The sequence below is a fragment of the Bacillus carboniphilus genome, assembly GCF_020524035.2.
Lineage (GTDB): Bacteria > Bacillota > Bacilli > Bacillales > JAIVKR01 > Bacillus_CC.
Genome location: NZ_CP129013.1, coordinates 2,804,060 through 2,818,294, shown reverse-complemented (window position 1 = coordinate 2,818,294; position 14,235 = coordinate 2,804,060). Strand labels below are relative to the sequence as shown.

14 protein-coding genes, 3 pseudogenes and 2 other annotated features are annotated in these 14,235 nt (G+C 37.2%); all 17 genes and pseudogenes read right to left on the bottom strand.

Annotated features, from left to right (window positions below):
- Positions 1-3 precede the first annotated feature (3 nt).
- The 17 genes and pseudogenes from rplL to LC087_RS14325 all read right to left on the bottom strand — a co-directional run bounded on the left by rplL (position 4) and on the right by LC087_RS14325 (position 14,157).
- Positions 4-369 carry a 50S ribosomal protein L7/L12 gene (rplL, locus tag LC087_RS14405; protein WP_226541720.1) on the bottom strand — a complete coding sequence of 122 codons (366 nt, stop codon included), beginning with the start codon at positions 367-369 and terminating at the stop codon, positions 4-6.
- Positions 370-443: 74 nt separating this feature from the next.
- Positions 444-943: pseudogene (rplJ, locus tag LC087_RS14400) on the bottom strand (50S ribosomal protein L10).
- A 42-nt stretch (positions 944-985) separates the two neighbouring features.
- Positions 986-1,131, bottom strand: a sequence feature (ribosomal protein L10 leader region).
- 51 nt (positions 1,132-1,182) lie between these two features.
- On the bottom strand, positions 1,183-1,881 hold the full coding sequence (gene rplA, locus LC087_RS14395) for a 50S ribosomal protein L1 (RefSeq protein ID WP_226541716.1): 699 nt from the start codon (positions 1,879-1,881) through the stop codon (positions 1,183-1,185).
- 98 nt (positions 1,882-1,979) lie between these two features.
- Positions 1,980-2,405: a 50S ribosomal protein L11 gene (rplK, locus tag LC087_RS14390; RefSeq protein WP_226541715.1), complete on the bottom strand. Its 426-nt coding sequence runs from the start codon at positions 2,403-2,405 to the stop codon at positions 1,980-1,982.
- A 333-nt stretch (positions 2,406-2,738) separates the two neighbouring features.
- Positions 2,739-3,272: a transcription termination/antitermination protein NusG gene (gene nusG / locus LC087_RS14385; RefSeq protein ID WP_226541714.1), complete on the bottom strand. Its 534-nt coding sequence runs from the start codon at positions 3,270-3,272 to the stop codon at positions 2,739-2,741.
- A gap of 230 nt (positions 3,273-3,502) precedes the next feature.
- Entirely contained in the window at positions 3,503-3,685 is a 183-nt protein-coding gene (gene secE, locus LC087_RS14380; RefSeq protein ID WP_226541713.1) for a preprotein translocase subunit SecE, read from the bottom strand.
- A 32-nt stretch (positions 3,686-3,717) separates the two neighbouring features.
- Positions 3,718-3,867 carry a 50S ribosomal protein L33 gene (gene rpmG, locus LC087_RS14375; protein ID WP_226541712.1) on the bottom strand — a complete coding sequence of 50 codons (150 nt, stop codon included), beginning with the start codon at positions 3,865-3,867 and terminating at the stop codon, positions 3,718-3,720.
- A gap of 382 nt (positions 3,868-4,249) precedes the next feature.
- Positions 4,250-4,903 (bottom strand): RNA polymerase sporulation sigma factor SigH, encoded by a 654-nt coding sequence (gene sigH, locus LC087_RS14370; RefSeq protein ID WP_226541711.1) that lies wholly within the window; start codon positions 4,901-4,903, stop codon positions 4,250-4,252.
- A 366-nt stretch (positions 4,904-5,269) separates the two neighbouring features.
- Positions 5,270-5,779, bottom strand: coding sequence for an NYN domain-containing protein (locus LC087_RS14365; RefSeq protein ID WP_226541709.1), 510 nt, complete (start codon positions 5,777-5,779; stop codon positions 5,270-5,272).
- Between the two features lie 6 nt (positions 5,780-5,785).
- A complete protein-coding gene (rlmB, locus tag LC087_RS14360) occupies positions 5,786-6,529 on the bottom strand; it encodes a 23S rRNA (guanosine(2251)-2'-O)-methyltransferase RlmB (RefSeq protein WP_226541706.1) in 744 nt (247 codons plus the stop codon).
- Positions 6,526-6,951 (bottom strand): Mini-ribonuclease 3, encoded by a 426-nt coding sequence (locus LC087_RS14355; RefSeq protein ID WP_226541703.1) that lies wholly within the window; start codon positions 6,949-6,951, stop codon positions 6,526-6,528. The genes rlmB and LC087_RS14355 overlap by 4 nt, the downstream gene beginning before the upstream one ends.
- A gap of 5 nt (positions 6,952-6,956) precedes the next feature.
- A complete protein-coding gene (gene cysS, locus LC087_RS14350) occupies positions 6,957-8,354 on the bottom strand; it encodes a cysteine--tRNA ligase (RefSeq protein WP_226541701.1) in 1,398 nt (465 codons plus the stop codon).
- Positions 8,351-9,000, bottom strand: a pseudogene (gene cysE / locus LC087_RS14345) (serine O-acetyltransferase). The gene cysS and the pseudogene cysE overlap by 4 nt, the downstream one beginning before the upstream one ends.
- Before the next feature lie 627 nt (positions 9,001-9,627).
- Positions 9,628-9,856, bottom strand: a binding site (T-box leader).
- 32 nt (positions 9,857-9,888) lie between these two features.
- Positions 9,889-11,358 carry a glutamate--tRNA ligase gene (gene gltX / locus LC087_RS14340; protein ID WP_226541696.1) on the bottom strand — a complete coding sequence of 490 codons (1,470 nt, stop codon included), beginning with the start codon at positions 11,356-11,358 and terminating at the stop codon, positions 9,889-9,891.
- Positions 11,359-11,738: 380 nt separating this feature from the next.
- A pseudogene (gene ispF, locus LC087_RS14335) lies at positions 11,739-12,216 on the bottom strand (2-C-methyl-D-erythritol 2,4-cyclodiphosphate synthase).
- 138 nt (positions 12,217-12,354) lie between these two features.
- Positions 12,355-13,050 (bottom strand): 2-C-methyl-D-erythritol 4-phosphate cytidylyltransferase, encoded by a 696-nt coding sequence (ispD, locus tag LC087_RS14330; protein ID WP_226541692.1) that lies wholly within the window; start codon positions 13,048-13,050, stop codon positions 12,355-12,357.
- Positions 13,051-13,062: 12 nt separating this feature from the next.
- On the bottom strand, positions 13,063-14,157 hold the full coding sequence (locus LC087_RS14325; RefSeq protein ID WP_226541690.1) for a PIN/TRAM domain-containing protein: 1,095 nt from the start codon (positions 14,155-14,157) through the stop codon (positions 13,063-13,065).
- Positions 14,158-14,235: the final 78 nt, after the last annotated feature.

Below are 14,235 nucleotides of genomic sequence, written 5' to 3'. Positions count from 1 at the left end.
GAATTACTTAACTTCTACAGAAGCACCAACTTCTTCAAGTTTCGCTTTAAGTTCTTCTGCTTCTTCTTTAGCAATACCTTCTTTAATAGGTTTTGGAGTGTTATCAACAAGTTCTTTTGCTTCTTTTAAGCCTAAACCAGTGATTTCACGAACAACTTTAATTACTTTAATTTTCTGTCCGCCAGCACCTTCAAGAATTAGATCGAATTCTGTTTGCTCAGCAGCAGCTTCGCCACCAGCAGCTCCACCAGCCATTGCTACAGGAGCAGCAGCAGTTACACCAAATTCTTCTTCAATTGCTTTTACTAAATCGTTAAGTTCTAAAACAGTCATTTCTTTAACTGCTTCAATAATTTGTTCTTTAGTCATTTGTTTTTCCTCCTTGTTTTCATTATGAAAATTGAATTAATTTTCGTCCACTTAAGCAACTAATATCCATTGAATTATGCACCTTGTTCTTCTTTTTGATCTGCAACAGCTTTTGTCGCAAGAGCAAGATTTCGTATTGGAGTTGAAGGACAGATAGAAGCATTGATAATAAACCATCTCTTGAAGGAAGTTCAGCAAGAGCCTTAACATCTTCAACTGACGCAACATTTCCTTCAATCACACCAGCTTTAATTTCTAGCGCTTCATGATCTTTTGCGAAGTTGTTAATAATTTTAGCTGGAGCAACAACATCTTCAGCACTAAACGCAATCGCGTTGGGTCCAGTCAAAACATCATTTAGTTCTGTCAATTCAACTTGTTCTACAGCTCTACGAGTCATTGTGTTTTTAAACACTTTGAACTCTACACCTGCATCACGTAAGTTTTTACGCAACTCCGTCACTTCTGCAACAGTTAAACCTCTGTAATCTACAACGACAACTGATTTGCTTTCACGGAATTTTGTTGCGATATCTTCAACAATCACTTTCTTTGTTTCAATTGCACTGCTCATCTTTACACCTCCCATAAGGGTAAATTAGAATACTTATACCGTTTATGGCGCAAAAAACCTCTATGCCCACATAGACATAGAGGTTGGTATATTCGAACAAGCGAAAACGCTAAATATATCGATACACACCTCGGTAGGAAATTAAGCTTTAAAGCACCTACTGTCTACGGTAAAGTAATTTAAATTATTTTTTCAACAAGAAATATTATATCTGTTCAAGTTTATTTCGTCAACTGGATTTATTTAGCTGCAAAAGTAGAAGAATCCACTTTAACACCAGGTCCCATCGTAGATGTTACCGTAATGTTTTTCATGTAAGTTCCTTTAGCTGCAGCCGGTTTTGCTTTTTCGATTGTATCAAAAATGGTTTCAAAGTTTTCAACAAGCTTTCCTTCTTCAAAGGAAATTTTACCAATTGGAACATGGATATTCGCTTGTTTATCTACTCTGTACTCAACCTTACCAGCTTTGATTTCTTTAACAGCTTTCTCTATTTCAAAAGTTACTGTACCTGTTTTTGGGTTTGGCATTAAACCTTTAGGTCCTAACACACGACCAAGCTTACCAACTTCACCCATCATATCAGGTGTAGCAACGATTACATCAAAGTCAAACCAACCTTGTTGGATTTTATTAATATACTCAGAGTCACCAACAAAATCTGCGCCTGCTGCTTCTGCTTCTTTTAGTTTATCGCCTTTAGCAAAAACTAAAACACGTTGAGTTTTTCCTGTACCATTAGGTAAAACTACAGCACCACGAATTTGTTGATCGTTTTTACGAGGGTCAACCCCTAAACGAAACGCAACTTCTACAGTAGCGTCAAACTTAGTAGTAGATGTCTTTTTCACAAGTTCAATTGCTTCTTTTACATCATATGCTTTTGAGCGATCAATTAATTTAGCCGCTTCAACATATTTCTTACCTCTTTTTGCCATGTTTATTTCCTCCTTATGTGGTTGTAACGGATATACCTCCCACGAATAAAGGTTGCGAAGTTAAATACGATTAAACCCGCAACCTATTACAACGAAAATTAGTCTTCGATAACAATACCCATGCTACGTGCAGTACCTTCAACCATGCGCATCGCTGCTTCAACATCCGCAGCGTTCAAATCAGGCATCTTAGTTTCGGCAATTTCACGCACTTTATCACGTTTAAGTGTCGCCACTTTATTACGATTAGGTTCTCCAGAACCTGACTCAATTCCTGCTGCTTTTTTTAGTAAAACAGCTGCAGGTGGAGTTTTTGTGATAAATGTAAATGAACGGTCTTCAAATACCGTAATTTCAACAGGGATGATTAAACCAGCTTGATCAGCTGTGCGAGCGTTGAACTCTTTACAGAATCCCATAATATTCACACCTGCTTGACCTAATGCAGGACCAACTGGTGGTGCTGGATTAGCTTTACCAGCAGGGATTTGAAGTTTTACAACTTTAATTACTTTTTTAGCCACGAGACACACCTCCTTAAGTCCGTGATGTGGTAATAGGGTTATTCCCCTCCCACTCATAAGCAGTTCATTCTGTATAAAAGTACGTGTTCAACAATAAGGGAAAAAGATCCGAGAAGAACGAGGCGTCTGAGATTCGAGCACCACAGTGTACGTTTCTTAGTACATGAGGAGTAAAGAAGCCAGACAACAAAGTTATTCGACAGAGATTTTTTTCATCCTTTTTGAACAACTTCTAAAAATATCAGAATCATTTCAATATAACTGTCTCATATAATAGAGACATACTGACTTATGAAATGTTACCACTTTCTATTGTTTTTTTCAAGTTTTAAATTACAATTTTGTAACCTGGTTAAAATCAAGCTCCACAGGGGTGTCACGACCGAACATATTAACAAGTACTTTCACTTTGTTTTTATCTAATTCTATCTCTTCAACCGTTCCCTCGAAGTTTGCAAAAGGACCCTCTGTCACTTTTACGTTTTCTCCTACTTCAAAATCAACATCTATATTCTGTTCATTCATTCCCATTCGTTTTAATATACGATCTACCTCTTCTGGTAATAATGGAGTTGGCTTAGAACCTGAACCAGCTGAGCCTACAAACCCTGTTACACCTGGTGTATTACGCACCACATACCAAGAGTCATCCGTCATCACAATCTCAACAATAACATATCCAGGAAACACTTTTTTCTTGCTAACCTTTTGCTTCCCATTTTTAATTTCTGTCTCTTCTTCTTCAGGGACTACTACACGAAATATTTTATCTTGCATTCCCATCGACTCTACTCTTTTTTCTAGATTGGTTTTTACTTTATTTTCATAACCAGAATACGTATGGACCACATACCAATTCTTTTCCATAATGGTGGACGTTTGTCCTTCCCTCCCCGCATGATCCGAAAGTCTTAGTTAAGGTTAGGCTTATAGCTAAGAAGATCACTTTAAATTACTCTATTATTAACACAAGTCTGTTCTCAACATTTTGAATAACGACTAGGTCACCTTCAGTTTCTTGAGCATTGAAAAAACCCGTTAAACGGGTTTCACATGAGAATCTCGATATGACTCATTATAGCACGAAATTACTTAGTTTATTCAAGGATAAGTCGAATAAGTTCAGAAATACCTGTATCAATCAACGCAAAGAAAACAGCCACAAATGTCACCGTTGTAATAACCGTGATCGTATAGCGTGTAAGTTCTTTACCTTTTGGCCAGCTTACTTTTTTCATTTCGCGACTCACACCGCGAAAAAAATTAACTAATCGTTGCATTTTACGTACCTCCAAGAAGAGTTTGCCCTTTGTTATTTTGTTTCACGGTGTAGCATGTGAGACTTACATTTATCGCAGTACTTGTTTGCTTCTAAGCGTTCTAAAGTTGTTGTTACATTTTTATTTGTTGAATAGTTTCGGCTTCCACAAGCTGTACAAGCTAAAATCACTTTCTTACGCATATACACACCATCCGTTTTTATATCAATAAAAATGTATCACATTGTCGAAAAATATGTCAATATGGTTTCAATGGTATTTAAGAAAAGCGCAAGAGCCCGACTAACGACGAAGGGGCTTGAGACCCCCGCATGAGATAAAGGAAACACGAATAGCCGCAGGCTTCGATGTTGACTTATCAAAGAGATGGAACATCATCTACACAAAGGATCATCAACTAAGGTCAGCCACGTCCTGTGGCTAACGTTGATGCTAAAACTTCCTGTTCATCGCACGTCCTGTGGGCAACGATGATGCTAGCACTTCCTGTGCGTCGAAAAACTTACAAGTCGTTGGGCGCTGGAGCTAGACAATAGAAAAGTGCATGCACACTTTCAATTGAGCTCAACTAGTAATTTCACGAATTTCTAAATAACGTTCTAATTTTCGTTTCACACGCTGAAGAGCGTTATCAATTGACTTTACATGTCGATTTAATTGTTTGGAAATTTCTTGATATGACTGACCATCTAAATAAAGAGCAAGCACTTTCCTTTCTAAATCTGAAAGTAATTCTCCCATTTTCAATTCAATATCATCGAATTCTTCCTGATTAATAATTAATTCTTCTGGATCCATGACTTTAGCACCTGATATGATATCCATTAATGTTCGATCAGATTCTTCATCATAAATGGGTTTATCTAGTGACACGTACGAGTTAAGAGGAATATGTTTCTGACGGGTTGCGGTTTTAATCGCAGTGATAATTTGGCGGGTAATACACAATTCTGCAAAAGCCTTAAATGATGTAAGCTTGTCCTCTCTAAAATCTCGGATGGCTTTATAAAGACCTATCATTCCTTCTTGAACAATATCTTCCCGATCAGCACCAATTAAAAAATACGATCGCGCTTTCGCTCTCACAAAATTTTTGTATTTCGTTATTAAAAAATCCAATGCATCACTGTTTCCTAAATGAACCATTTCAATGATTTGTTCGTCGTTTAATTTATTTAATTCCACTACGTATTTTCCTTTGTTGTCGTATGTGCTCACACCGATCCCCCCGACCGCAATAAAGCAATAGTTAGAAATATTATACTGCACTTTTTTGGAAAACGTCAACAACCTATATTTATAACAATTGAAATCTAAGTAAGAAAAGCATAAGCGCCCGTTTAACGACGATAACAAACATATGAACATCATCTAAAAGCGCCCACGTCCTCTGGGCAACGATGATGCTAGCATTTCCTGTGCGTCGAAAAACTTACGAGTCGTTTGGCGCTGGAGCTGGACAATAATAAAAAAGAAAGCTAAATAATAAACGTTTTTCATGCCTTCTTAACTTTTAAAAAAAGTAAAGTAGATTACATAAATTGATTTAAATAAAATCTGTTATTATTTAACTTTATCTAGATTCTATTTATCTCCTCTTCTCCACTTTTCGAACATTTCTGCTACATCGTCAGATAATTTAATCTTAGAATTAAAACGTTCTTGTTGCGTTTTCTTTACTTTTTTCTCAATACGTTTTTCTATTGACTCCATTTCTATCAAAAGTTCTCTTGCTGACTTCCTCAAAGCTCCTTTTGAAAAAATGGTCCATTGTTCAGTATAGTCAGAGGTTGCTACATACACTTTCGTTCGAATATTTTGTAGAGATTGGGCAAGCTTTTCAATTCGCTCATCAGCGGTTTCCATCTCTTTTGTGTAAATAATTTCAACCCCTGCTTGCTTCTTTTTTTTATCTAAACCCTTCACCATATGTGCATCGAAAACGATAATGACCTTCATCCCTGTGTATGCACAGTACTCTGACATTTTTTCTATTAACTTGCTTCTAGCATCCGCCAAACTATGTTTTTTTAATGCCTCTAACTCCGGCCATGCACCTATGATATTGTAACCATCCACTAAAAGAATATCCATGGAACTCTACTGCCTTAGGGGATTTCTTTTACGAAAAACCTCGAACATAAGAATACTTGCTGCAACTGAGGCATTTAAGGAAGTGACCTTTCCAATCATAGGAATATTAATGAGAAAGTCACACTTATTTTTTATTAACCGACCCATTCCCTTTCCTTCACTTCCAATCACTAGACCTATAGACATATTTCCGTCTATATCCCGGTAGTCGTCAGTAGCTTTCGCATCTGTACCTACAATCCATAACCCTTTCTCTTTCAGTTCATCAATGGTGTTCGCTATATTAGTGACTCTCACAACAGGTATATACTCGATTGCTCCTGTTGAAGCTTTGGAAACGGAATAGGTTAATCCTACTGCCCTTCTTTTAGGAATAATGATACCATGTGCCCCTACCGCATCAGCAGTCCTCATGATTGATCCTAAATTATGAGGGTCTTCTATTTCATCCAGTAACAGGAAAAACGGAGACTCACCTCTCTTTTCAGCTATTTCAAACAAATCGTCTAACGAAGCATATTGATAAGCTGCAACCTGTGCAATGACCCCTTGATGATTACCATCTACCATTTGATCAAGCTTCTTTTTAGGAACTTGCTGAACAATAATCCCTTTTTCCTTTGCTAATTGTAAAAGTTGCTTCGCCTGACCTTTATTCGTATGTTCTCCTAACCAAATACGGTTAATATCCCGATCCGTTTTTAACGCTTCGATAATTGGATTTTTTCCTATAATAAACTCTTTCTTCATTTGAAAATCCCCCTTTCTATAGAGATTAACTCAATGACACGATGCATCAACTCATTCAGTCTTTGTTCATTTTTATTTAAATAATGATAACCTACTATCGCTTCAAATGCTGTACTGTGCCGATAAGTTTGAACATCTAAGTTTTTAGGCTTCGTTCCTGATTTAGCATTCCTACCTCGTCTAATCACCATCATTTCTTGTTCAGTAAAGAAATTGTTATTAATTAGATGAAATAAAATATCGGCTTGAGATTGACCCGACACAAATTGTTTGGACATACGATGTAATTCATTTGGCTTTACTTTTCCTAAAGAAAGTAAGAAATTCCGCACATACATTTCATAAACAGCATCACCTATATAAGCTAGCGCCAAGCCATTTAACTGGTTGACATCTTTGACTTCAAAAGCTTCTATGTTCATACTGTTTAGCCTCTTTTCCATCGTGTTCCTTGCGGAGTGTCTTCCAAAATAATTTCTTTCTCCTTCAAAAGATCTCTAATTTCATCAGCTAAGGCAAACTCCCTATTTTTCCTAGCTTCAATTCTTTTTTGAATTAATCCCTCTATTTCCTCATCTAGTAACTGTCCTTCTGCAATCGTTAATCCAAGAACGGCAAACAACTGCTTATAAAGATCCAAGAATGCTTGGATGACCTTTTCAGACGTATGACCTTTTTCCAAATAATAATTCGCTTGCTTCGTAAGGTCAAATAAAACAGAAATGGCATTCGCCGTATTAAAGTCATCATCCATCTCTTGAATAAAACGTTCTTTCTCTTTTGTAATTTTATCTAACCACTGTTGATCGTCATTTGTTAAATTTGTACTGCTTTTTAATCTATGCATTAAATTTGTATAACTCGTTTTTAACCTTTCCAATCCATTCTCTGCTTGACCTAGCAGATCATCAGAAAAATTAATGGGGTGACGATAATGAACGGACAACATTAAAAAGCGGATCACTTCTGGGTTATGCCTTTGAACCATTTCATGCACGGTCAAAAAATTCCCAAGTGATTTCGACATCTTCTCATTATTTATATTAACATATCCGTTGTGCAACCAATATTTAGAGAATGGTTTACCCGTCAACGCTTCGGATTGGGCAATCTCGTTTTCATGATGTGGGAAGATTAAATCTTGTCCTCCTGCATGAATATCAATCGTTTCCCCTAGGTACTTTTTCGCCATGGCTGAGCATTCAATGTGCCAACCAGGACGACCTTCTCCCCAAGGACTATCCCAAGAAATTTCATTCGGCTTAGCTGCTTTCCACAAAACAAAGTCTAATGGGTCATGTTTCTTTTCCCCTACTTCAATTCTAGTGCCAAGCTTAAGTTCATCTGTTGGTTGATGAGATAATTTACCATAGTCATTAAACTCTTTAGTCCTATAATATACATCCCCATCTGAATGATAAGCATAACCTTTAGAAATGAGCTCTTTTATAAACTCAATGATAATGTCAATATTTTCTGTTACTCTAGGGTGACTGTCTGCCTTGTCACATCCAAGCGCAGAAACATCTTCTAAGAAGGCTTCAATAAATTTTTCTGCAATAGTAGGTACATCTTCTTTCAATTCATTTGCAGCTTTAATTAACTTGTCATCTACATCCGTAAAATTAGAAACATACGTAACATCATAGCCACGAAACTTTAAATATTTCCTTACTGTGTCATATACGATTACAGGACGAGCATTTCCAATATGAATATAATTATATACGGTTGGACCACATACATACATTTTCACCTTATTAGCTTCTATTGGTTCAAAAGGTTCCTTTATTCTCGTTAATGTATTAAAAACCTTGAGCATCATTCGCGACCTCCTTGTTCTTTCTCGTTCATTTGCTTCTTTAGTTGTTTTATTTGTTTCTCCAAATCTTCCAAATAATCATGGATCGGGTCAGGTAAATCTGTATGATTTAAGTCTTTGGAAACTCTTTCTCCATCTTTCACAACCACCTTACCAGGTATTCCGACAACGGTAGAGTTCTCTGGGACATCGTGTAAAACGACAGAGCCAGCACCCACTTTTGAATTTTCGCCAATCGTTATTGAACCCTAGTACTTTCGCACCAGCAGCAATTAATGAGTAATCCTTTAACGTTGGATGTCTTTTACCCTTCTCTTTCCCTGTCCCCCCTAAAGTAACCCCTTGGTACAAGGTAACATAATTGCCAATTTCGCATGTTTCACCAATTACGACCCCCATACCATGGTCAATAAAAAAAACCTTTTCCTATTTTTGCTCCAGGATGAATTTCAATCCCAGTGAAAAACCGACTTAATTGTGAAATTAGCCTTGCTAAAAAGAAAAAACGTCTTTTATAAAAAGCATGGGCAATTCGATGAGACCAAATCGCATGAAGACCTGAATATGTCAGTATAACCTCTAGATAGCTTCTTGCTGATGGATCTTGTTCAAAAACCACATCAACATCTTCTTTTAACAGTCTAAACATCGGGATACCCCTCCATATAGCATTATCAATTTATAAGAAAAGCGGATGCGGCCGTTTAGCGACGACTGATTGTGAACGCAGGCTAATAACTTCAGCCACGTCCTGTGGCAACGCCTGCGCTAGAACCTCCTGTTCATCGCCGCATGAGATAAAGGAAACACGAAAGCCCGAAAGCGGAGGATCTACTAAGTTCAGCCACGTCCTGTGGCAACGTAGATCCACCTCCCTCCTGGAGGCGTCTCCGTTGACTTATCGTAGAGACATGGAACATCAACTAAAGACTCCCACGTCCTGTGGGCAACGTTGATGCTAGCACTTCCTGTGCGTCGAAAGCAACACCAGTCGCTGGGCGCTGGAGCTAGACAATAAGAAAAGCGGATGCGGCCGTTTAGCGACGACTGATTGTGAACGCAGGCTAATAACTTCAGCCACGTCCTGTGGCAACTCCTGCGCTAAAACTTCCTGTTCATCGCACGTCCTGTGGGCAACCATGATGCTAGCACCTCCTGTACGTCGGATGCGCATCTTTAGAGAAGGATGAGCTTGAAAACAGATGAAGAAAACACTTGAGACAGAATTAAACTCTCCCCTATTAATTTCCCCATATAAAAAGCACCTCTGCATTTAGACAGAGGTGCTTTCGCACGGTCCCACTCTGTTTTAGAAGAAGTAAATAACTTTTCTTCAAAACTTTTCCCTTCATAATGGTAGGCTAAACCACCTCTATTTACTCCCATTTCAATAGAGGGCTCCAAGGTGCATTTCAAGGAACTGTCATTAAAACCCCTCTCAGCAACGAGGTTTTTCTCTGTATTTAGACAATGGTTCCCTTACTTATCCTCTTCTACGCTTTCATATATGATTTGCTAATAATATCATATTACACTTTTACACATTTGTTAACGATAATGCTTGATGAATTCGTTCTTTTATCTTTTCTTCGCCTAATAGTTCAATCGCTTTAGGTAATTCAGGACCATGTGTTTGACCGGTTGAAGCTACCCGGATTGGCATAAACAATTTCTTCCCTTTGTTACCTGTTGTTTTTTGAACAGATTTCATCGCTTTTTTAATGGAGTCCGCTTTAAATTCCTCGATCGTTTCTAACTCTTTCACAAAAGTCGTTAAAACTTCTGGAACTTGTTCTTCCGCTAAAACTTGTTTTGCTTCTTCAGTAAATGTGAGCTCTCCTCTAAAAAACAACTCAGTAAGTTCAACGATTTCTGCACCGTAACTCATTTGTTCTTGATACAAGCTGATTACATCACAAACCCATGCTTGCTCTTCATCTGACATCGTTTCACTAACCTTACCCGCTTTCACTAAATGAGGAAGGGTTAACTGCATAAGACTATCTAATTCTAACTGTTTCACATATTCGTTATTCATCCACCTAAGTTTTTGCTGATCGAATACAGCAGGAGATGTAGATAAACGTTCAGGATCAAATATTTGAATTAATTGTTGCTTACTAAAGAGTTCTTCTTCACCTACTGGCGACCATCCTAACAATGTAATAAAGTTAAACATCGCTTCAGGTAAATATCCTAATTCAGCATACTGTTCAATAAACTGAATAATATTCGCATCTCTTTTACTGAGTTTTTTACGACTCTCATTAACGATCAACGTCATATGACCAAACTGAGGTGGCTCCCATCCTAAAGCTTCATAAATCATCATTTGCTTCGGTGTATTGGAGATATGATCATCTCCTCTTAACACATGAGAGATCTTCATTAAGTGATCATCAATTGCTACAACAAAGTTATACAATGGTGATCCATCATTTTTGACGATAATAAAATCTCCGATTCCGTTAGATTCAAAAGAAATATCTCCTTTTACTATATCAACAAAGGAATATACTTTATCACTAGGGACCTTAAACCTTAAACTAGCTTTACGACCAGCTTGTTCTAATTTTTCTTGTTCTTCAGCTGTTAAATGTTTGCACTTTCCAGAGTAACGAGGCATTTGCCCTTTTGCCAATTGTTGCTCTCGTTCTTGTTCTAATTCTTCTGAAGTACAATAGCATTTATAGACCCTGTCCTCTTCTAATAATTGATCGGCATATTCTTTATATAAATCAAAGCGCTCTGACTGACGATAGGGTCCATATTCACCACCTAAATCAACACTTTCATCCCAATCGATTCCTAACCACTTTAAATATTGAAGTTGACTTTCAACTCCGCCCTCAATATTTCGTTGTTTGTCTGTATCTTCAATTCGGATGATAAACTTCCCATTTTGACTTCTTGCAAATAAGAAATTAAATAGAGCCGTTCTTGCATTTCCAATATGTAAATAGCCGGTTGGACTAGGTGCATAGCGCACTCTAATATCTTTCGCCACGATTAGGCACCTCCACTTTTTCTAAAAGTATTTAAAAATATATAATAAATGCATAAAGTGCGTGTTCAAAAAGTAGGGGAAAAAGGACGCTGAAGAACGAGGCGGTGAACTTAAGGAACGTCAACTAAATACCGCCACGTCCTGTGGCAACGTTGACGCTAGCACCTCCTGTGCATCGAACCACTCACAGTGTACGTACAGTATGGTTCACGGGCTAAGAACGTCCCCATCTTAGGGACAACGCCCGTGCTAGCCAATCCTGGCGTCGGAGTGTCGGAAAAGCAAACCAACAACGTTATTCAACCGACATTTTTTTAGGACTTTTTTGAACAACCTCATAAATCAAATGCTAAATTTGTCTACTAAAGTATATAAGCTCCCTATCGTTTTTGCAACAACACAGTAGCTTGTGATGCGATCCCTTCGCCTCTCCCTGCAAAACCCAATTTCTCCGTTGTCGTAGCCTTGACATTGACTTGATCTATGTTTGCTTCTAACAACTTCGCAATATTGACTCTCATTTCTTCTATGTATGGTGCCATCTTCGGTCTTTGTGCAATAATTGTACAGTCGATATTAGTTAATACATAGCCCTCGTTTTTTACAATAGACCACACATGCTGAAGAAGCTTTGCAGAATCAGCATCTTTAAACGCTGGATCTGTATCTGGAAAGTGCTTTCCTATATCTCCTTTTGCAATTGCACCTAAACATGCATCTGCCACTGTATGTAATAAAACATCAGCATCTGAGTGACCTATGAGGCCTTTTTCATATGGGATTTCTACAGCTCCAATAATCAAAGGTCTTCCCCTCTACAAGTTCATGTACATCAAACCCTTGTCCGATTCTCATCACCTTATCTTCTCCTCTCTTTTCAATGAACAGGATATGTATATATAAATGCTGTCCCTTATGCTTGTTTTCTTAATATAAATAAAGTTCTCTTCCCTCATCGAATCCATTTAAAACATATCAGGAAGAATTAAATGAAAATCATGTGTGACAGCTACTTTTATATTCTAGTATCGCCTTTGCAAACACAAGATCCTCCGGGGTTGTAATCTTTATATTCATATAATCATCTTCTACGATAGCTACTTTATCACCGATTGATTCCAATAAGCTACAATCATCTGTTGCTATCATATTTTTTTCTCTAGCATATTGATGAGCGTGAAGTATTTTTGAGAGAGTAAAAGCTTGTGGAGTATGAACCGCCCACAAGCATGATCGATCAAGTGTTTCAACTACATGACCTTCTGTTCCAACCTTTTTTACCGTATCTTTCACACGGACAGCTAAAGTAGCGGCACCTATTTCTGAAGCGTTAACTACTAACTCCTTAAGTTTATTAATAGACACAAAAGGTCTAGCCCCATCATGAATAAGAACGACTGAATCAGGATTAACTAGCTGCAAGCCTTTATAAACACTCTCTTGTCGCTCTTTTCCTCCAGGAACTAAATCTTTAACTTTTTTAATGTTAAATTTTAATAGGTTGTTTCTAATTTCATTCTCTTCTTTTTCATTAATAACGAGAATGACCCTTTGACAATTAGGGTCATTCTCGAAAATATTTAGCGTATGAATAAATATAGGAATTGAATTGAGTTTGATCAATTGCTTGCTTTGTTCTGCTTTCATTCTCGTCCCTTTACCTGCAGCTACTACAACGACAGTATACTTCATTCAGCATTCCCCTTATAAAGCTTTCTCCAACATTTTCGGTTTAGCAAAGATCATTCTACCTGCAGATGTTTGAAGAACGCTTGTGACTAAAACATCGATTTGCTGTCCGATATAGTCTCTTCCTTCCTCCACAACAATCATCGTTCCATCATCTAGGTAAGCCACACCTTGGTTATGCTCTTTACCATCTTTTATTACTTGAACATTCATCTCTTCTCCAGGTAATACTACGGGCTTTACCGCATTTGCTAAATCATTAATATTGAGAACAGCAACTCCTTGGAGGTCGCAAACTTTATTGAGATTAAAGTCGTTTGTTACCACCATTCCCGATGTAATTTTACCTAGTTTGACTAATTTACTATCAACCTCTTGAATATCTTCAAAATCGCCTTCATAAATTTCTACATTGTTCGCTAACTCTTTTTGAATTCGATTTAGGACATCTAATCCTCTTCGTCCCCTATTCCTTTTAAGGACATCTGAGCTATCAGCAATATGCTGAAGTTCTTCTAAAACAAATTGCGGAATAACAATCGTCCCTTCTAAAAAGCCTGTTTGACAAATATCCGCAATACGACCATCAATTATCACACTAGTATCTAATATTTTTAATCGATTACTCGAAGATGGTTCATCCTCGTTTTCTAGATCTTTTTTGTTTCGATTTTTATTAGGCACCGAGAATAAATTTTGTAATTCATCTTTTTTCTTATGACCGATCTGAAACCCTAAATAACCTAATAACACGGTTAAAAAGATCGGAATGATTGAATTAAATGGCGCGTACGGTAGTTCTTTTATCGGAATTCCTAATAAATAGGCAATGATGAGTCCAATTACTAACCCTAAACTACCAAATAAAATATCGGTTATTGGTTTTTTAACAAGTAATTCCTCAATACTATTGATCCATCGAACAATTTGATCAACAAATAAAAAGGTTAAGGCATAAAATATAATAGCTCCTAAAATAGCAGTCACATACGGTGTATTAATAAAAGGTATGTCTGTTAAATTAAATAAACGTAATAAGTGCGGGATAAAAAAGATTCCAAGAGTACCTCCTAATAATAAGAAAATCACCTGTATACTTCTTTTAAGCATACCTTCACCTCCTCTTAATCATTATAAACGTATTTACCAAAAACAAACGATGTGAAATTATGTTTTAATGAATTGTAA

What these genes read in the sequence shown, in the direction of transcription:
- rlmB (WP_226541706.1), bottom strand. Translation starts at nt 6,529, where the DNA reads ATGAAGAAAGAGTTTATTATAGGAAAAAATCCAATTATCGAAGCGTTA.
- rplA (WP_226541716.1), bottom strand. Translation starts at nt 1,881, where the DNA reads ATGGCAAAAAGAGGTAAGAAATATGTTGAAGCGGCTAAATTAATTGAT.
- nusG (WP_226541714.1), bottom strand. Translation starts at nt 3,272, where the DNA reads ATGGAAAAGAATTGGTATGTGGTCCATACGTATTCTGGTTATGAAAAT.
- rplL (WP_226541720.1), bottom strand. Translation starts at nt 369, where the DNA reads ATGACTAAAGAACAAATTATTGAAGCAGTTAAAGAAATGACTGTTTTA.
- rpmG (WP_226541712.1), bottom strand. Translation starts at nt 3,867, where the DNA reads ATGCGTAAGAAAGTGATTTTAGCTTGTACAGCTTGTGGAAGCCGAAAC.
- ispD (WP_226541692.1), bottom strand. Translation starts at nt 13,050, where the DNA reads ATGAAGTATACTGTCGTTGTAGTAGCTGCAGGTAAAGGGACGAGAATG.
- LC087_RS14325 (WP_226541690.1), bottom strand. Translation starts at nt 14,157, where the DNA reads ATGCTTAAAAGAAGTATACAGGTGATTTTCTTATTATTAGGAGGTACT.
- cysS (WP_226541701.1), bottom strand. Translation starts at nt 8,354, where the DNA reads ATGATGCTCAAGGTTTTTAATACATTAACGAGAATAAAGGAACCTTTT.
- LC087_RS14365 (WP_226541709.1), bottom strand. Translation starts at nt 5,779, where the DNA reads ATGGATATTCTTTTAGTGGATGGTTACAATATCATAGGTGCATGGCCG.
- secE (WP_226541713.1), bottom strand. Translation starts at nt 3,685, where the DNA reads ATGCAACGATTAGTTAATTTTTTTCGCGGTGTGAGTCGCGAAATGAAA.
- LC087_RS14355 (WP_226541703.1), bottom strand. Translation starts at nt 6,951, where the DNA reads ATGAACATAGAAGCTTTTGAAGTCAAAGATGTCAACCAGTTAAATGGC.